Origin of the sequence: Arthrobacter sp. FB24 (genome assembly GCF_000196235.1) — a bacterium.
Taxonomy (GTDB): domain Bacteria; phylum Actinomycetota; class Actinomycetes; order Actinomycetales; family Micrococcaceae; genus Arthrobacter.
The window spans coordinates 1,961,941-1,979,607 of record NC_008541.1 but is presented as its reverse complement, the minus strand read 5'-3'; the positions used below and the strand labels follow the sequence as shown (position 1 = coordinate 1,979,607).

Sequence of the window (17,667 nt, the reverse complement as noted above, 5' to 3'; positions counted from 1 at the left end):
CAACTGGCTCCCCCCGCAATAAACGCTGGCCCGAAAAGGGCGAGGCCACCTTCTACTCGTCCGTGGAGCAGGGTACGTCCGTGTCTAGCACCGTCAAAAATCGCCGGACAGGCTCGGTCCCTGTCGGAATCCCCGCTCCAATCCTGCACTGGAGATGTGGGTACTATGCGGAGTCCTTGATGCGGACAACGCAGTCTTAAAGCCCCCAGCAAGCAGAGCCGGGCCTGCCGGCGGCAGGGAAACCCCCACAGAATGCAGGAAAGCGGTAACGAGTCATGAATGAAATGCCCAGGCTGGAAAACCCCAGGAGTCATGCCACCATGACCCACGATCCTTTCAGGGATTTTCATGCCCTGGGACTGGCCGGGTGTATCGACAAGCTGACCACTCCCCTGCGCAGGACAGGAACATCTGTCCGGTGGCAAACACCGCACCATGGCATCGAAATACCAGCAGCCTGCGCCGCGCTGCTCTATCACTCCGCGAAGGAAACCCTCAGCAACGCGTTCAAGCATGCCCACGCCACCCAGCTGACCCTCCGCCTTGCCGCCGTTAACCACGGCATCCGGCTGCACATCACGGACAACGGGCTCGGATTCGATAGCCAGCGCCCGACCGGAAAACAAGGCGGGTACGGCCTACGCCTCATGACCATCGCCGTGCACGAAGCCGGTGGCACCATCGTCGTTGACTCCCCACCCGGCAACGGCACACGAGTAACCATCACCCTTCCCCTCGACTAATGACGAAGGCGATCAGCTCACGCGCCGAGCGGCAGCAGGGATCTGCGCCGCTATGGCTGCGGGCCGAGGGAGCGATTCCTTGACCGACTTAAGATGCTGCTATGGCATCGAAGCTGGCGCCCTACTTGAGCTATGCCGACGCCACCACCGCAATTGCATGGCTGGAAGCGATCGGATTCAACGTCGTCGCCGCCAGTGTCCGTTTTAACAATGAAGATGGAGTTGCGGCTCCGGGCGGGTCTGACTTGCTGATTAACTGACGTGCTCTCGGGCATTGTCCTGACACCGACGGGTCGGCTCGTGCCGGGGTCGCGCTCGTTTCGGGTGGCCGGACCGGGCGGGACGTGACTTCATAGGACCTTGCTCGATCAATGACTCGTCATTGTTGTGTCCGCCCGGCCTGGCGAGGTCATCCCTCATCGAAGGGAGACACCACCAGCATGAGCAACAACGCGCAGACGACGCAAGCAGTGATCGTCATCGGAGGCATCGATGCGCACGCCGACACTCATCATGTCGTCGCGCTCGATACGACCGGGAAGATACTCGGCGACCACCCTTTTCCCGCTTCATCACGCGGATATCGTGACGCGCTGGACTGGTTGGCAAAGTTCGGGTTGATTGACAAGATCGGAGTCGAATCCACCGGTTCGTATGCGGCCGGCATCACACGGTTCCTCCTCGAATCAGGTGTCGATGTCGTGGAAGTCAACCAGCCACACCCGCACCTGAGGGCGCGCCGCGGCAAAGACGATTCGATCGACGCTGAAGCAGCAGCGCGCAAAGCGCTCTCGGGGCAGGCCACCGCGATCCCGAAGGTCACCACGGGTGTTGTCGAGTCTTTCCGTGTGCTGCGCTTGGCCCGGGAATCCGCCGTTCGTTCCCGCACGAGAACGATCGTGCAACTGCGCAGTCTTCTAGTCACAGCACCTGCGCGGCTGCGGGAGCAGCTCACGGAACGGTCCGCAGCCGTGCTCGTGGCACGATGCGCGGGCTTGCGGCCTGATCTGGATCGTCTTGATGACCCCCTTCAAGCCACCAAGCGTGCACTGCGCGCCATGGCCCGGAGGATCCAGATGCTCGATGAGGAGATCAACGAGACCGACGCCTCACTCAAACAGCTCGTCGAGCGCACCGCGCCGACTCTGACGTCCAAGCTCGCGATCGGGCCAGGGCACGCCGCGCAGCTGTTGATCACCGCCGGGCAGAACATTGAGCGGCTCCACTCCGAGGCCGCATTCGCCAGACTCTGCGGCGTCGCACCGATCCCGGTCTCCTCCGGCAAGACGCATCGCATGCGCCTGCACCGAGGCGGTGATCGTCAAGCCAACGCCGCGCTCCACATGATCGCGGTCTGCCGGATGCGCTACCACCAGCCCACCATCGACTACGTCAAGCGACGCCTCTCTGAAGGACTGTCGAAGAAGGACGTGCTCCGATGCCTCAAACGATTCATTGCCCGGGAGGTCTACCACGACCTGAAAACCGACCTTGGACTCACTTGACGTCTATAGGACCGTCGGTGGATCCGCGGCTGGCATTTAGTTGATTCTTCCTTCGAAGGTGATGGCGAAGGCGTTCAGGGCCGGCTTCCACCTTGTGGCCCATCGTGCCCTGCCCTTGCCGGTCGGGTCCAGTGCCCGGGTGGCCAGATAGAGACATTTCAGGGCCGCCTGCTCGGTGGGAAAATGACCTCTGGCCCTGACCGCGCGCCGGTACCTGGCATTAACGGACTCGATGGCGTTCGTGCTGCAGATGACCCGCCGGATTTCCACGTCGCGTAGTCCAGGAACGGCACGAACTCGCTCCAGGCGTTCTCCCACAGCCGGGTGATGGCCGGATACTGCCGGCCCCATTTGCCGGAGAACTCCGCGAAGCGTTCCTTCGCGGCGGCCTCGGACGGGGCCGTGTAGACCGGGCGCAGGTCACCGGACATTTCGTCCCAGTACTGCCGCGGCATAGCGGAACGTGTTCCGGATCAGGTGCACGATGCAGGTCTGGACCACAGCGAACTCCCACACGGCGTTGTTGGCCTCGGGCAGGCCCTTGAGCCCGTCGCAGACCGTGATGCAGACGTCCTCGACACCGCGGTTCTTGATTTCAGTCAGCACCGAGAGCCAGAACTTCGCCCCTTCGCCACCGTCCCCGGCCCACAGACCGAGGATGTCGCGTTCGCCATTGACGCTGGCTCCGATCGCGACGTAGACCGGCCGGTCGGTGACCTGCCCGTCCCGGACCTTGACGTGGATCGCGTCGATGACAGTCCGTGATTTGTGTGATCCGGGGCACAGGGCGTAGATTGTAAACAATCTACCAAAACTTTCTGGAGGTGTCCTTTGCTGTTCAGCGAAGAGGAGTACGCGGCACGCCTTGCCGGCGCACGGGTTCGGATGGAAAAGCAGGGCCTGTCCGCCCTGCTGGTTACCGATCCAGCCAATATTTACTACCTGACGGGCTACAACGCGTGGTCCTTTTACACCCCGCAGCTGGTCTTCGTACCGGCCAGCGGACCCATGCTCCTCTTCACCCGGGCCATGGACGCGGGGGGTGCCTTCCGCACCACCTGGCTTCCGCAGGAATGCATCATCGGGTACCCGGAGCAGTATGTCCACCGGCCGCACGTGCACCCCTTCGACTGGGTGGCCTTCGCCCTCCGCGAACGCTACCTGATTGCTCCGGCGGCCAAGGGGTGCGTGGGCCTGGAAATGGACTCGCACTTCTTCTCCCCGAAGGCCTACCGCTCCCTGGTCAATGCCATTCCCGAATGGGCCCTGGTGGACAGCTTCGAGCTGGTGAACTGGGTGCGCTCGATCAAGTCTCCCGCTGAGGTGCAGCTGATGCGCGGCGCAGCCCAAGTCTGCATGGGGGCCATGCAGGCCGCCGTCGAGACCATCGACGTCGGGGTCCGCCAGTGCGACGCCGCCGCGGCCATCAGCCAGGCCCAGATCAAGGGGGCGAACGGGATCGGCGGTGACTATCCCGCCATCGTGCCGATGCTGCCCACCGGCGAGGCCGCCGATACCCCCCATCTAACCTGGAGCGAGGACCGTTTCGAGGCTGGCCAGGCCGTCGTCATTGAACTGGCCGGCGCCCACCAGCGCTATCACACGCCTCTGGCCCGCACCCTGGTCCTGGGCAAGAAGCCGGACCATCTGGCAAAACTGGCCGACGCCGTCGCCGACGGCCTGAACGCCGTGCTGACCGAGGTGCAGCCCGGCGTTCCTGTCCGGGAACTGGCCAGGGCCTGGAACTGGACGCTGGCCAAATACGGCCTGGAAAAGCCGTCCCGCATCGGTTACTCGATCGGAGTAGGCTACCCGCCCGACTGGGGCGAGCGAACCATCTCCATCCGCTCCGAGGACGAATCCATCCTGGCGGAGAACATGACCTTCCACGTGATCGGCGGGATGTGGATGGACAACTACGGTTACGAACTCTCCGAATCGATCCGCGTCACCGCCGACGGCGTCGAGACCTTCACCAGCTTCCCCCGCGAACTCATCCAGAAAGGCGGCTAGGCCATGACTGTTGACCACATTGCCACCCGATCCCGCACCGCCCTGCCTTTGGCCAACCGCGCAGCCGACCTCGTCGGTTCGGTCATTGACTCCAGCACGTCGCTGCTGGCAGCGCAGACGCATGACATTGTCCGTTTCGCCATGGGTTCACCCGCGGACGAGGCCGTGCCGTTGGCCGAATTCCGGGATATCGCGGATCAGGTCATCGACCACAGCTCCATGACCTACGGCGCTACCGAGGGCGAGCCGGTGCTGCTGAAGGCACTCGTCGAGTACCTTGCCGGAACATCGGACCCCACCGCCGAGGAACGCGTCACCATCACTGCGGGCGGCATGCAGGGACTGGATCTGGCCTGCAAGATCTTCATCAATCCCGGCGATCTGGTGATCGTGGAAAGCCCCACTTACACCAACGGCAGCGCCACCGCCCTGAGCTACGGCGCCGAACTGCTCGAGGCACCCACCGATGAGAACGGCCTCATCGTCGAGGCCCTCCCAGACCTGGTGGCTGCCGCGGGCCGGAAGCCCAAGGCCATCTACACCATCCCGAACTTCCAAAACCCATCCGGCACCACCCTCTCGCTCCCCCGCCGCCACCAGCTGCTGGAACTCGCGCACGAGTGGAACTGCGTTATCATCGACGACGACCCGTACGGGCTGCTGCGTTTCGAGGGCGAGGACCTGCCGTCACTGCAGGCACTGAGCCCCGGGGATCCCCTGCTGTTCTCCGTCCGGACGTTCTCCAAGATCCTGGCTCCTGGCCTGCGCGTCGGCTGGGTGGATACCGATCCGTCCCTGCGGCAGCTGGTCATCAACGCCAAGCAGGCCATGGATACCTGCGCCAACGTTCCAGCCCAGCACATCGTGGCCGAGTTCATCCGCCGCGGCGGCCTGGACACTCACCTTGCAGGCTTGCGCACAGAGTACAAGCGGCGGAAAGACGCCATGCAGGAAAGCCTGCGCCGCAACCTCGGCAGCAGGGTGGCCACCACCGACCCCGAAGGCGGTTTCTTCCTCTGGCTCACCCTCCAGGGCGAGGACGCACAGATCTCGACCAATAAGCTATTCGAGACGGCGCTGGCCGAAGGCGTAGCCTTTATTCCGGGGCCGGCCCTGTCCGCCAGCGGAAAGTTCGGCGACGCCCTGAGGCTCTGCTTCGCCTCCACCACACCCGAACGGGCGGAGGAAGGCATCATCCGGCTCCGCCGAGCCATGGACCGTGAATTGCAGGCCCTGAAAGACGGAGCCAGCGCTTGAAAACCGCCGCTCCTGAGCAGAAGGCCCAGCGGGGTCCTGCCAAGAAGGCCTTGGAACAGCAGGTCCTTGACCTGATCAGCGAAGACGACCTTGTCGCGCTGACCACCGCCCTGGTGGCCGCCGCCGGCGAAAACCCCGGCGGCACCGAGGAGGCAACGGTGGAGGTCTTGAAAAGCTTCAGCCTGGATGCAGGCCTTGAAGTGTCAACCCAAACGGTAACGCCGGGACGGCCGAACTTCACGGCCGTCCTGCCCGGCGGAGCGCATCCGGGGCTGCTGTTCCTGGGTCACTCCGATGTGGTGCCCGCAGGGACCGGCTGGGAGCTTCCGCCGTTTGAGCCATACATACAGGACGGCAGGCTCTTCGGCCGCGGTTCCACGGACATGAAGGGCGGACTGGCAGCAGTCCTTATTGCCCTGAAAGCCCTCAAGGATGCCGGGGCGGAACTGCCCGGCAACGCGGCGCTGGCCTGCACGGTGGACGAGGAGGACCTCGGCATTGGCATTCGGGCCTACACCCCCGCCGCGTTGGCGGATCCGGCCTTTTCCTACTCCGGGTGCGTGGTGGCCGAGCCCACCGACCTCGAAACGGTGATCGGGTGCCGCGGCGACAGCTACATCGAGCTGAAAGTCACCGGCAAATCGGCCCACTCGGGCCGTCCCGCCGACGGCCGGAACGCCATCGACGCCGCCGCGAAAATCCTGGAACTGGTCCGTGCGGACCACGCAAAGCTGCAGGCAGACCAGGACGCCCTGCTGGGCGCCGGAAGCTGGAACATCGGCCTCATCCGGGGCGGAACCGGAACATCCATGGTCGCTGCCGAGTGCACCATTTCCCTGGACCGCCGGCTCATGCCCGATGACGACGCCCAGCTGATCCTGGACCGGCTCCGCACGCAGATCCGCGAAGCCTGCATTGATACGGACGGCATCTCGGTGGAGGCAGCGGTCACCATGGAGATGCCGGGCTTCCGCACCCCTGAGGACCACCCGCTGGTGACCAACTCGGTCGCCGCACTGGCCGACGCCGGCGTGAGCAGCGATGTCACCGGCTGGACGGCTGCCTGCGACGGTGGCTTTATTGCCCGCGACCTCGGCGTCCCCGCCATCGTAATGGGCCCAGGCGGACTCAACGACCAGGCCCATCAGGTCAACGAATCGGTGAGTATCGCAGAGCTAGTGGCGGCGGCCCGCGCCTACGCCCTCATGTGCCTGCGGCACAGCGCTAACTGACCGGCGCTAACTTGACCGCAGAATGAAGAACGGCTGACCGCACGTTATGTGCAGCCAGCCGTTTTTCATCGCTTAGATACTGAGACATGTGATATGCGGCTATTACGCAGTGTCCTCAGCGCGGGAGAAGGTCAGCGTCTCATCGCGCGCGCCGCCCATCCAGATGTCCTGGCAGGCCGCCGCCATCTCGTCCAGGCCTTCAACGATGGTGGCAAACACGTTTCCGGGAACCCAGCCTGTGTCGCCGTTGAGCAGCAGGTTGTTGCGGCCGTAGAAGACAGCCAGGTCAACGATGGTCTGGACCTCATCAGTGCCCGAATCCGCCTCGTAGCCATGCGAGGGCGTCTTCAGATCGTTGGACGTGAATGTGAAGTAGCAAACGTCGCCGGGGATCGGGGTGACCGTGGTGTTCTCGGCGCCGGGCTCCTTCGGAGCGAAGGCCGGAACCAGGTTGTAGATCTCGTTCCGGGCGTACTTGCCGTGGAACACCTGGCTACTCTGCGGCAGGGCGTCCCAGACCGCTTTGCTCGTGCGTGGCGCGACGTCGTCGAGGAGAAGCGCCTTGCAGGTGACTCCCCGCTTCTCAAGGGTGATGTTGATGTACCGGGCCATGTTTCTGCCTAACTTCCTGGAGTTGAGGTGCACCTTGAAGTGCACGCTGCTTTCGGATTGACCTCAGGCTATGTGGACAGAGCAAGATTGTCAACAATCCTACCGACAATATTCATGATTCAAGGCCATAGCGGGAGCGCGGTCCAGCCACGTAGTATTGTCGACAATAGTAATCGATCCAGCGGTAAAGAGGCCCGGTATGAGCCAAAACGAAAAAGTAGCATCCAACAGCGTCACGGGCAGCAGCCGCGTCAAGCGTGGCATGGCCGAGATGCTCAAGGGCGGCGTCATTATGGACGTCGTCAACGTCGAGCAGGCCCGCATCGCCGAAGACGCCGGGGCCGTGGCCGTGATGGCGCTGGAACGTGTTCCGGCCGATATCCGTGCCCAGGGCGGCGTGTCCCGCATGTCCGATCCGGACATGATCGACCAGATCATTGATGCCGTGTCCGTGCCGGTCATGGCCAAGGCCCGGATCGGCCACTTCGTCGAAGCCCAGGTCCTGCAGTCCCTCGGCGTGGACTACATCGACGAGTCCGAGGTCCTGACCCCGGCCGACTACGTCAACCACATCGACAAGTGGAACTTCAAGGTTCCCTTCGTCTGTGGCGCCACCAACCTCGGCGAGGCGCTGCGCCGCATCAACGAGGGCGCGGCCATGATCCGCTCCAAGGGCGAAGCCGGCACCGGCGACGTCTCCAACGCCACCGGCCACATGCGCCAGATCCGTTCCGAGATCGCCAAGCTCGCCGCCCTGCCCGAGGACGAGCTCTACGTCGCGGCCAAGGAACTGCAGGCCCCGTACGAACTGGTCAAGGAAGTTGCTGCCGCCGGCAAGCTCCCGGTGGTCCTGTTCACCGCCGGCGGCATCGCCACCCCGGCCGACGCCGCGATGATGATGCAGCTCGGCGCCGACGGCGTGTTCGTCGGTTCCGGTATCTTCAAGTCCGGCAACCCCGCCCAGCGTGCCGCCGCCGTCGTAAAGGCCACCACCTTCCTCGATGACCCCGACGTCATCGCCAAGGCCTCCCGCGGCCTGGGCGAAGCCATGGTCGGCATCAACGTCGACGAAATCCCCCAGCCGCACCGCCTCGCCGAGCGCGGCTGGTAACCACTTCATGTTGGAAAGGACAACCGTGCCAATCACCGAACCAGTCCGTGAAGATCCCCCGCCCCCGGCCTCCGCTGGCGTGTTGCAGGAGAACCGCAAGTTCGCCCCGTCACCGGAGTTCGCCGCCAACGCGGTGGTCACCGCCGCGGACTATGCAGAGGCCGATGCCGACCGTCCCGCATTCTGGGCAAAGAAGGCCCGGGAACTGCTCACCTGGAGCAAGGACTTCACTGAAACCCTGGACTGGTCCAATCCGCCCTTCGCAAAGTGGTTCGTCGGCGGCGAAATCAACGCCGCATACAACGCCCTGGACCGCCACGTCGAAGCCGGCAACGGGGACCGGGTGGCCATTTACTTCGAAGGCGAGCCGGGCGACAGCCGAGCCTACACATACGCTGAGCTCACCGAAGAAGTGAAGAAGGCCGCGAACGCATTCGAATCCCTCGGCGTGGCCAAGGGCGACCGCGTGGCCGTTTACCTGCCCATGATTCCCGAGGCTGTCATCACCCTCCTGGCCTGCGCCCGGATCGGCGCCATCCACTCCGTAGTGTTCGGCGGCTTCTCCGCCGAGGCACTTCGTTCCCGGATAGACGACGCCGGCGCAAAGCTTGTGGTTACGGCCGACGGCACCTACCGGCGCGGCAAGCCCAGTTCCCTCAAGCATGCAGTGGACGACGCACTGTCCCACGAAGGAGACGGGAGCGGCCACACGGTCGAGAACGTCGTCGTCGTCAAGCGCAACGGCCAGGACGTTGACTGGCACGAAGGCCGGGACCACTGGTGGGCGGACACCGTCGGGACTGCCTCAGCCGAGCACAAGGCCGTGGGCCACGACTCCGAGCACCCGCTGTTCATCCTCTACACCTCAGGCACCACGGGCAAGCCCAAGGGCATCCTGCACACCACCGGCGGCTACCTTGCCCAGGGCGCCTACACGCACAAGGCAGTGTTCGACCTCCATCCGGAAACGGATGTGTACTGGTGCACCGCCGACGTCGGCTGGATCACCGGCCACTCATACGTCGCCTACGCCCCGCTGATCAACGGCGCCACCCAGGTCATGTACGAAGGCACCCCGGACTCCCCGCACCAGGGCCGCTGGTGGGAGATCGTGGAGAAGTACAAGGTGTCCATCCTGTACACCGCCCCCACCGCGATCCGCACCTTTATGAAGTGGGGCAAGGAGATCCCGGCCAAGTTCGATCTCTCCTCCATTCGCGTCCTGGGCTCCGTGGGCGAACCCATCAACCCCGAGGCGTGGATGTGGTACCGCGACGTCATTGGCGCCAACGCGGGAAAGAACGGCGAAAAGAAGGAGAACCCCGCTCCGATCGTGGACACCTGGTGGCAGACCGAAACGGGCGCCCAGATGATCGCCCCGCTGCCGGGCGTCACCGCCACCAAGCCCGGCTCCGCCCAGGTACCGCTGCCCGGCATCGCCGTGGACGTGGTGGATGAGCTCGGCGAGTCCGTGCCCAACGGCCATGGCGGCTTCCTGGTGATCCGCGAGCCCTGGCCGGCCATGCTGCGCGGCATCTGGGGTGATCCGGAGCGGTTCAAGGAAACCTACTGGTCCCGTTTCGAGACCATGTACTTCGCCGGCGACGGCGCGAAAAAGGACGACGACGGCGACGTCTGGCTGCTGGGCCGCGTTGACGACGTGATGAACATTTCCGGCCACCGGCTCTCCACCGCGGAGATCGAATCGGCCCTGGTCAGCCACCCCGCGGTTGCGGAAGCGGCCGCGGTCGGCGCCGCCGACGAAACCACCGGGCAGGCCGTCGTCGCATTCGTGATCCTCCGCGAAGACGCCGTGGACTCCGGGGATGCAATCGTCCAGGAACTCCGCAACCACGTAAGCAAGGAGATCGGCCCGATCGCCAAGCCCAAGACCATCCTGGTGGTGCCCGAACTGCCCAAGACCCGTTCCGGCAAGATCATGCGCCGCCTCCTCAAAGACGTCGCCGAAGGCCGTGAAGTCGGCGATGCCACCACCCTGGCGGATAACACCGTCATGGCCCAGATCGCCAGCTCACTGCGCAAGTAGATCTGATCACTCAAGTAAAGTACGGCGACGGCGATTCCCACCACGATGGGCGGCGCCGTCGCCGTCGGACTTTATGTCTTGGTGCGGGAGTGGGCTACCTGGTTAGGTAGGAAGCTACTTCGTGACGTAGCCCAGTTTCTTGTCCACCCGGTTGACCAGGGGCCTGCTGTGCAGCCAGAGGCCCAGGTTCTTTTCGAATTGGTTGGCAAGCGTCTCGCGCCAGCCAACGACATCGCCGGACATGTGGGCGGAAATGTGGACGTTGTCCATGCCCCAGAACGGATGGTCGGCCGGCAGCGGTTCAACATGGAAGACATCCAGCGAGGCTGCCGCGATGTCACCGTTCCGGAGAGCCTCCACCAGAGCGTCTTCGTCAACGAGGGCGCCCCGGCCGACATTCACGACGTGCGCGGATGGCTTCATCGCCTGCAACACCTCGGCGCTGAGAATGCTGCGCGTGTCCTCGGTCAAAGGGGCGATCATCACCATGTGGTCCGCCCAGCCGGCGTGGGCGGCCAAGTCTGCGCTGGAAACCACCTCGTTGAAGTCGGCATCCTGGCTGCGCACGGTTCGCCCGGCGCCGAGGACATTCAGGCCCACGGCTTTCAGGAGCCTGGCTGTAGCCCGCCCGATGCCCCCGGTGCCGACCACCAGGGCGTTCTGTCCGGCCGTCCGCTGGACCTCGCGGTGCTTCCACACCGTCTGCTGCTGAAGGTCCTTGCTGATGTGCAGCTGCTTGTCGTGCGCGAGGATCGAGGCAAGCACAAACTCTGCGATGGACGCGTCGAAGGCACCGTGGGCGTTGGTGACCAGAACGTCGGACTCGCGCAGTTCATCGAAGAGCAGGGAGTCCACGCCCGCAGCCGCAACATGCACCCAGCGAAGCGAATCGGCGTGGTGCCAAGCATCCCGCAGTGCAGTGGAGAAGAAGTCCCAGAGGAAAATGACCTCGGCGCCCGGAAGCGCCCCGGACAGGCCGGCCGCATCTGTCATCACCACATCGGCCTGCTGCCGGATGTTATCGAGGTTATGGGGAGGAGCAACGCCCTCCGTCGTCAGAATGACAACCTTTGGCCGGCGCGTCGTGTCCGGCGTTTCATTTAGTGTGTCCACGCCTCCACTCTAAACGCACTTGCCGATTGTTGACAATCATTCAATTTCGGGGACAATTGGATCCATGACTTCTCTTAGCCCTCTTCTAAAGCAAGCAACCCCGCTGGTCGTTGATCATGCCCTTGGCAGCTGGATTCACGCCACCGACGGCAAGTCGTATCTGGATTTCACCACCGGGATCGGAGTGACTAGTACCGGTCACTGTCATCCTCGGGTGGTGGAGGCTGCCCGTGAGCAGGCGGGGAAAATTATTCATGCGCAGTACACAACGGTGATGCATAAGCCGTTGCTGGCGTTGACCGAGAAGCTGGGCGAGGTGTTGCCGGAGGGCCTGGACTCGGTGTTTTATGCCAATTCCGGTTCGGAAGCGGTGGAGGCTGCGATCCGTCTGGCCAGGATGGCCACGGGCCGGCCGAACATTGTGGTGTTCCAAGGTGGCTTCCACGGCCGGACCGTGGCTGCGGCGTCGCTGACAACGGCCGGGACGAAGTTCTCCGCCGGGTTCTCTCCGCTGATGTCCGGGGTGCACATGTCCGCGTTCCCTTACGCGTACCGGTACGGGTGGGACGAGGCCGCCACGGTGGCGTTCGCGTTGCAGGAACTCGATTATCTTTTGCAGACCCGCACCGCGCCGAACGATACCGCAGCGTTCCTGATCGAACCGGCACTCGGTGACGGCGGATACCTGCCGACACCGCCGGCGTTCCTCGAAGGCCTGCGTGAACGCGCGGACCGGCACGGCATCCAGCTGATCTTTGACGAGGTCCAGGCCGGGGTGGGCCGGATGGGCAAGTTCTGGGGACACCAGTACTCCACCGCGACCCCGGACATCCTGATCACCGCCAAAGGCATCGCTTCGGGCTTCCCGATCTCCGCGATCGCCGCCTCGACCGAAACGATGTCCAAGGGCTGGCCCGGCTCCCAGGGGGGGACCTACGGCGGCAACGCCGTCTCCGCCGCCGCTGGCGTCGCGACCCTGGACGTCGTCCGGGACGAAGGGCTCGTGGAGAACTCCCGGATCCGCGGCGAGCAACTCCAGGCCGGGCTAAACGATATCCAGGCCCGGTTCCCCGTCATCGGGGACGTCCGGGGCAAGGGCCTGATGCAGGGCATCGAGTTCACCACGGAAGAAGGTACCCCCGATTCCGCCACGGCAGCCGCGGTCCAGCAGGCCACGACTGCCGAGGGCCTGCTCACCCTCACGTGCGGTCCCGCAGGGAACGTCGTCCGCCTCATCCCCGCCCTCGTGGTCACCGCCGAAGAAATCACCACAGGCCTCCAACTCTTCGAAGCCGCCGTCGCCGCCGTCGTCGGGTCCGTAGCCGTGTCCGCTGGATCCTGAGCCACTCATGATTGATGCCGTTCACCCCCCCGCGCGCCCGGCAACGGGCGGCAGCCGCCGGTCCGGGGCGCCGGACGCCGGCCAACCGGCCGTCCTGGAACACCTGGCCTCGGCGGGTGTGGCGGCGGATAGTTCACCGCGCCGGCTTGCGGAATACTCCTATGACGCGTCCAACTACCGGGTGCCCCCGCTGGCTGTGGTGTTTCCGCGGACAGTGGAGGACGTCGTTGCCGTTGTTGCTGCGTGCCGTGAAACAGCAACGCCGCTGATCGGCCGCGGCGGCGGGACGTCCATGGCGGGCAACGCCATGGGTCCCGGAGTCGTGCTGGACTTTTCCCGCTACATGAACACGATCCACGCGATCGACGAGACCTCCGGCACCGTGGCAGTGGACCCCGGTGTCGTACTCGCCGTCCTCTCTCGTGACGTGGAGAAGGCAACGGGCAACCGCTTCACGTTCGCCCCGGACCCGTCCTCCAAGAACCGCGCCACCGTGGGCGGTTCGATTGGGAATGATGCCTGCGGCAATCATTCGGTCCGTTATGGCCGGACGTCTGACCACGTGGCAGAGATCGACGTCGTCACGTCCGACGGCGCCCAGCTCACCGCTACTGCCACGGGGCTGCGTGCCACAAACCCGGAAGATAAGACCGCGGAAGCCCGCGCTGTAGCCCTGTCCTCGTCTTTCAAGGACCTGGCCCACAACCACCTGTCCGAGTTCCGTCTGGAGCTGGAACGCATCCAGCGCCAGGTTTCCGGGTACCACCTGGCCAACCTACTGCCGGAAAACGGGTTCAACATGGCCCGCGCCCTCACCGGGTCCGAAGGTACCTGCGCCATCATTGTGGGCGCACGGATGAAGCTCGTCCCCAAGCCTGCCAGCGCCTTGCTGGTGTGTCTGGGCTATGCGGATGTGGTGGACGCGGCGCGCGACATCATGACCATACTGGAGTTTTCACCGGCCGCCGTCGAAGGCATCGACGCGGCCATCGTGGACACCATGCGCTTCCGCCGCGGCGACGGCTCCGTGACGGGCCTGCCCGAGGGTAAAGCCTGGCTCTACGTTGACCTCGACGGCGACAACCCGGACCAAGTCCGCGCCGAAGCGGACCGGCTACTGGCCCGGCTCAAGGAAAACGGCCGGCTGGTGGACGGACGGACCATCCCGGACCTCCAGGAACGGGCGGCCCTCTGGCGTGTCCGCGAGGACGGCGCCGGGCTTTCCGCCCGGCTCTCCACCGGCGGCGAGTCCTGGCCCGGCTGGGAGGACTCCGCCGTCGCACCGGAAAACCTGGCCGACTACCTCTCGGATTTCCGCGAGCTCCTGGACCGCCATCACCTCACGGGCGTTATGTACGGCCACTTCGGTGCCGGCTGCATGCACATCCGTATCACCTACGACCTGCGCACCGAGACCGGCCGGGCCGTATTCCGTGCCTTCACCAAGGAAGCCGCCGAACTGGTGGTCCGCCACGGCGGCTCGCTCTCCGGCGAACACGGCGACGGCCGGGCACGCTCGGAACTGCTGCCCCTGATGTACTCCCCGCGCATGCTGGCGGCCTTCGCCACCTACCGGCGCACCTGGGACCCTGCGGGAATACTCAACCCCGGATCCCTGACCGAACCCGATCCCATGGACGGCAACCTGGCACTGGAGGGCATTCCGCAACGGCAGTGGCGCACCAGCTTCGACCTGCGCCCGCTCGGCGCCGGCGGCGGATCCACCACACACACCGACTCACCGGAAACGTCTGCAGGCAGCGGCACGGACCCATGGGTCCACGCGCTCCAGAGCTGCATCGGCGTGGGCCGTTGCCGCACGGATTCCGGCGGCGTGATGTGCCCCAGCTACCGCGCCACAAAGGATGAAAAGGATTCCACCCGCGGCCGCTCCCGCGTGCTCCAGGACATGGTCCGCGGCGCCCGTACGGTGGAAGAAGGGTGGAAGTCGGAGGAGGTCCGCGAAGCCCTGGACCTCTGCCTGTCCTGCAAAGCCTGCTCCAGCGACTGCCCCACTGGCGTCGACATGGCCACCTACAAATCCGAATTCTTCTCCCACTACTACGAGGGCAAGCTCCGCCCGATGTCCCACTTCTCCCTGGGCTGGCTGCCCCGCTGGCTCAAGATCACGGGCCGGATCGCGCCACTGGTCAACGCCCTGATGTCCACACCGCTCGCCAAGGCAGCTTCCGCCTTGGGCGGTCTCACCACCCGGCGGGCGCTGCCCCGCTTCGCGGGTGCCAGTGAGTGGCGCCGCGAAGTGGCGGCGGCCGGCGTCCGGCCCGTTACCAGGTACGACGGCGGCGCCAGGCCGGATGCCGACGGCGTGGTGCTGTTCGTGGATACCTTTACCCGAGGCTTCCGGCCGGAGGTGGCTGGCGCCGCGGCCCGCGTCCTCGCTAATTCAGGCTCCACCACGGAATGCTCGGCGGACGCCTGCTGCGGCCTGACCTGGATATCCACCGGCCAGCTGGACACCGCCAAGAAGCTGATGGGCCAGGCCGCAGTGGCACTCGACGACGGCACGGACCGTCCGATCGTGGTGGTGGAACCCAGCTGCGCCGCTGCGCTGCGCAAGGACCTTCCCGAACTGGTCCACACGGACCAGGCCCGCCGAGTCGCGGCACGTGTGCGCAGCTTCGCATCGCACATCGAAGAGCTCACCAAAACGGGCTGGAAACCGACGCCGGCGCAGCCCCTGCCGAAGAAGGTGGTGCTGCAGACGCACTGCCACGAGTACTCCGTCTTCGGAGCCGGCACCCAACGCTCTGCGCTCGGCGCGGTGGGCGTGGCCAGCGTCGTGGACACCACCGGCTGCTGCGGCGTTGCCGGCAACTTCGGATTCGAAAAGGAGCACTTCGACGTCAGCATGCTGGTGGCCGAACAGTCCCTGGCCCCGGCCCTGCACCAGACGGAGGCCGACTCTGTGGTCCTCACAGACGGCTTCTCCTGCGCCATGCAGGTCAAACAGCTCGATGACTCCCGACCTGGCCGGCACCTGGCCCAACTTCTCGACCCCGGCGAACAGGCGGCAGTGATGTCCCAAACCAGCCGCCAGCCACTCCCTTCCACCCAAGAAAAGGATCCCTCATGAGCATCCAGGCAACCACCAACCCGCAGACCTCGCAGAAGGCGCTCGACGCCGTCGCCAAGGTCAGCACCAACCTCTACATTGACGGAGAATGGGCCGAAGCGGCCTCCGGCGCCCGGTTCGACGTCATCAACCCCGCCACCGAGGAAGTCATCGCTTCCGTCGCCGACGGCGGCCCCGAGGACGCCCGCCGCGCCATCGAAACCGCCGGCCGCGTGCAGAAGCAGTGGGCCAAGACCGCACCCCGGGAGCGCAGCGAGATCCTGCGCCGCGCCTTCGATCTGATCATGGCCCGCCAGGACGAGCTGGCCCTGATCATGACCACGGAAATGGGCAAGCCCTTCGCCGAGGCCAAGGGCGAGGTGGCCTACGCCGCCGAGTTCTTCCGCTGGTTCTCGGAGGAAGCCGTCCGCATCGGCGGTGACATGACCACCACCGGCGACGGCAAGAACCGCATTCTGGTCACGAAGGAGCCGGTTGGCCCGTGCGTCCTGGTGACGCCCTGGAACTTCCCGCTGGCCATGGGCACCCGGAAGATCGGCCCCGCCATCGCAGCGGGCTGCACCATAGTCTTCAAGCCGGCCAACCTCACCCCGCTGTCCTCGCTGGCGCTGGCGGACATCCTGATCGAGGCCGGCCTCCCCAAAGGCGTACTGAACGTTGTCACCACCACCAAAGCCTCAGAGGTGGTGACCCCGTGGATGGAAAGCGGCATTGCCCGCAAGGTCAGCTTCACCGGTTCCACCGGCGTGGGCGTGCGCCTGCTGGAGCAGGCGGCCAAGAACGTCATGCGCTCCTCGATGGAACTGGGCGGAAACGCACCCCTCATCGTGTTCGAGGACGCAGACCTGGACCGCGCCGTGGAAGGTGCGTTCGCCGCCAAGATGCGGAACATGGGCGAGGCCTGCACAGCCGCCAACCGCATCTTCGTCCAGCGCTCCGTTTCCGCCGACTTCTCCGCCCGGCTCGCCAAGCGGCTCGGTGCCCTGAAAGTGGGCGACGGCGCAGTGGACGGCACCGACGTCGGCCCCCTCGTGGAGGAGAAAGCGCTGAACAAGGTCCAGGAACTCGTGGATGACGCCGTTTCCAAGGGCGCCACCGTGATCTGCGGCGGGTCCCGCCCCGAGGGCAAAGGCTACTTCTACTCCCCCACCGTGCTGTCCGATGTCAGCTCCGACGCCGCACTGATGAGCGAGGAAATCTTCGGCCCGGTGGCCCCAATCATCCCCTTCGACACCGAAGAGGAAGTGGTCCGGCTGGCCAACGACACCCCGTGGGGCCTGGCCAGCTACGTGTTCACCCAGGACCTGGACCGCGCCTTCCGCGTCGGCGACGAACTCGAGGTAGGCATGGTTGGCCTGAACACGGGCATCGTCTCCAACCCGGCAGCGCCGTTCGGCGGCATCAAGGCCTCCGGCCTGGGCCGTGAAGGCGGACGCGTGGGCCTGGACGAGTTCCTGGAGATCAAGTACATGGCAATCCCGCGCGTCTAAAGACTGCCACCCTCTCTCACCTTTCGCAGGAAAAACCCCAACCCTCTCTCACCTTTCGCAACGAAACACCAAACGCTCTCTCACCTTTACCAAGGGATTCTCCGGAAG

General features: G+C 65.1%; 14 protein-coding genes and 1 pseudogene. 11 read left to right on the top strand and 4 right to left on the bottom strand.

From position 1 onward, the window contains the following. The first annotated feature begins 320 nt into the window (after positions 1 to 320). From ARTH_RS08985 to ARTH_RS08980, 3 genes are all read left to right on the top strand, one after another. Complete coding sequence (locus ARTH_RS08985; protein WP_011691624.1) at positions 321 to 743, top strand: sensor histidine kinase; 423 nt, start codon at positions 321 to 323, stop codon at positions 741 to 743. 101 nt (positions 744 to 844) lie between these two features. Then, positions 845 to 1,003: a hypothetical protein gene (locus tag ARTH_RS23830; protein WP_156810647.1), complete on the top strand. Its 159-nt coding sequence runs from the start codon at positions 845 to 847 to the stop codon at positions 1,001 to 1,003. Between the two features lie 180 nt (positions 1,004 to 1,183). Beyond that, positions 1,184 to 2,248: an IS110 family transposase gene (locus ARTH_RS08980; RefSeq protein WP_011691623.1), complete on the top strand. Its 1,065-nt coding sequence runs from the start codon at positions 1,184 to 1,186 to the stop codon at positions 2,246 to 2,248. 36 nt (positions 2,249 to 2,284) lie between these two features. Here the strand turns inward: ARTH_RS08980 and ARTH_RS24535 are convergent, their stop codons facing one another. Next, a complete protein-coding gene (locus ARTH_RS24535; protein WP_442852996.1) occupies positions 2,285 to 2,599 on the bottom strand; it encodes a transposase in 315 nt (104 codons plus the stop codon). Between the two features lie 53 nt (positions 2,600 to 2,652). Further along, positions 2,653 to 3,052 (bottom strand): annotated as a pseudogene (locus tag ARTH_RS24530) (transposase); the annotation flags it as partial. A gap of 27 nt (positions 3,053 to 3,079) precedes the next feature. Here ARTH_RS24530 and ARTH_RS08970 point away from each other — a divergent pair. From ARTH_RS08970 to ARTH_RS08960, 3 genes are read left to right on the top strand one after another with little or no spacing between them, the layout of a single operon-like run. Further along, on the top strand, positions 3,080 to 4,261 hold the full coding sequence (locus tag ARTH_RS08970; protein ID WP_011691622.1) for a M24 family metallopeptidase: 1,182 nt from the start codon (positions 3,080 to 3,082) through the stop codon (positions 4,259 to 4,261). 3 nt (positions 4,262 to 4,264) lie between these two features. Beyond that, complete coding sequence (locus ARTH_RS08965; RefSeq protein ID WP_011691621.1) at positions 4,265 to 5,518, top strand: aminotransferase-like domain-containing protein; 1,254 nt, start codon at positions 4,265 to 4,267, stop codon at positions 5,516 to 5,518. Further along, complete coding sequence (locus tag ARTH_RS08960; RefSeq protein ID WP_011691620.1) at positions 5,515 to 6,750, top strand: M20 family metallopeptidase; 1,236 nt, start codon at positions 5,515 to 5,517, stop codon at positions 6,748 to 6,750. The genes ARTH_RS08965 and ARTH_RS08960 overlap by 4 nt, the downstream gene beginning before the upstream one ends. Positions 6,751 to 6,852: 102 nt before the next feature. On the opposite strand, the gene ARTH_RS08955 is transcribed toward ARTH_RS08960, so the two are convergent. After that, positions 6,853 to 7,362 (bottom strand): DUF3830 family protein, encoded by a 510-nt coding sequence (locus ARTH_RS08955; RefSeq protein ID WP_011691619.1) that lies wholly within the window; start codon positions 7,360 to 7,362, stop codon positions 6,853 to 6,855. 199 nt (positions 7,363 to 7,561) lie between these two features. Between ARTH_RS08955 and pdxS the strand changes: the two genes are divergently transcribed. Next, the gene (pdxS, locus tag ARTH_RS08950; protein WP_011691618.1) at positions 7,562 to 8,473 is read left to right on the top strand and encodes a pyridoxal 5'-phosphate synthase lyase subunit PdxS; all 912 of its coding nucleotides are present in this window, start codon (positions 7,562 to 7,564) and stop codon (positions 8,471 to 8,473) included. A gap of 25 nt (positions 8,474 to 8,498) precedes the next feature. Further along, positions 8,499 to 10,520 (top strand): acetate--CoA ligase, encoded by a 2,022-nt coding sequence (gene acs, locus ARTH_RS08945; protein WP_011691617.1) that lies wholly within the window; start codon positions 8,499 to 8,501, stop codon positions 10,518 to 10,520. Between the two features lie 114 nt (positions 10,521 to 10,634). Here the strand turns inward: acs and ARTH_RS08940 are convergent, their stop codons facing one another. Beyond that, positions 10,635 to 11,633, bottom strand: a complete 999-nt coding sequence (locus ARTH_RS08940; protein WP_011691616.1) for a D-2-hydroxyacid dehydrogenase — start codon at positions 11,631 to 11,633, stop codon at positions 10,635 to 10,637. 64 nt (positions 11,634 to 11,697) lie between these two features. Here ARTH_RS08940 and ARTH_RS08935 point away from each other — a divergent pair, with 64 nt between their 5' ends. The 3 genes from ARTH_RS08935 to ARTH_RS08925 are packed head-to-tail and all read left to right on the top strand — an operon-like array spanning position 11,698 to position 17,559. After that, on the top strand, positions 11,698 to 12,975 hold the full coding sequence (locus ARTH_RS08935) for an aspartate aminotransferase family protein (RefSeq protein WP_011691615.1): 1,278 nt from the start codon (positions 11,698 to 11,700) through the stop codon (positions 12,973 to 12,975). A 7-nt stretch (positions 12,976 to 12,982) separates the two neighbouring features. Continuing rightward, the gene (locus tag ARTH_RS08930) at positions 12,983 to 16,069 is read left to right on the top strand and encodes an FAD-binding and (Fe-S)-binding domain-containing protein (protein ID WP_011691614.1); all 3,087 of its coding nucleotides are present in this window, start codon (positions 12,983 to 12,985) and stop codon (positions 16,067 to 16,069) included. Then, positions 16,066 to 17,559, top strand: a complete 1,494-nt coding sequence (locus ARTH_RS08925) for an NAD-dependent succinate-semialdehyde dehydrogenase (protein WP_011691613.1) — start codon at positions 16,066 to 16,068, stop codon at positions 17,557 to 17,559. The genes ARTH_RS08930 and ARTH_RS08925 overlap by 4 nt, the downstream gene beginning before the upstream one ends. Positions 17,560 to 17,667: the final 108 nt, after the last annotated feature.

Excerpts from the sequence above, each read along its gene's own strand:
- ARTH_RS08985 (WP_011691624.1), top strand. The coding sequence starts at position 321 with ATGACCCACGATCCTTTCAGGGATTTTCATGCCCTGGGACTGGCCGGG.
- ARTH_RS23830 (WP_156810647.1), top strand. The coding sequence starts at position 845 with ATGGCATCGAAGCTGGCGCCCTACTTGAGCTATGCCGACGCCACCACC.
- ARTH_RS08980 (WP_011691623.1), top strand. The coding sequence starts at position 1,184 with ATGAGCAACAACGCGCAGACGACGCAAGCAGTGATCGTCATCGGAGGC.
- ARTH_RS24535 (WP_442852996.1), bottom strand. The coding sequence starts at position 2,599 with ATGGGGCCGGCAGTATCCGGCCATCACCCGGCTGTGGGAGAACGCCTG.
- ARTH_RS08965 (WP_011691621.1), top strand. The coding sequence starts at position 4,265 with ATGACTGTTGACCACATTGCCACCCGATCCCGCACCGCCCTGCCTTTG.
- ARTH_RS08955 (WP_011691619.1), bottom strand. The coding sequence starts at position 7,362 with ATGGCCCGGTACATCAACATCACCCTTGAGAAGCGGGGAGTCACCTGC.
- pdxS (WP_011691618.1), top strand. The coding sequence starts at position 7,562 with ATGAGCCAAAACGAAAAAGTAGCATCCAACAGCGTCACGGGCAGCAGC.
- ARTH_RS08935 (WP_011691615.1), top strand. The coding sequence starts at position 11,698 with ATGACTTCTCTTAGCCCTCTTCTAAAGCAAGCAACCCCGCTGGTCGTT.
- ARTH_RS08930 (WP_011691614.1), top strand. The coding sequence starts at position 12,983 with ATGATTGATGCCGTTCACCCCCCCGCGCGCCCGGCAACGGGCGGCAGC.
- ARTH_RS08925 (WP_011691613.1), top strand. The coding sequence starts at position 16,066 with ATGAGCATCCAGGCAACCACCAACCCGCAGACCTCGCAGAAGGCGCTC.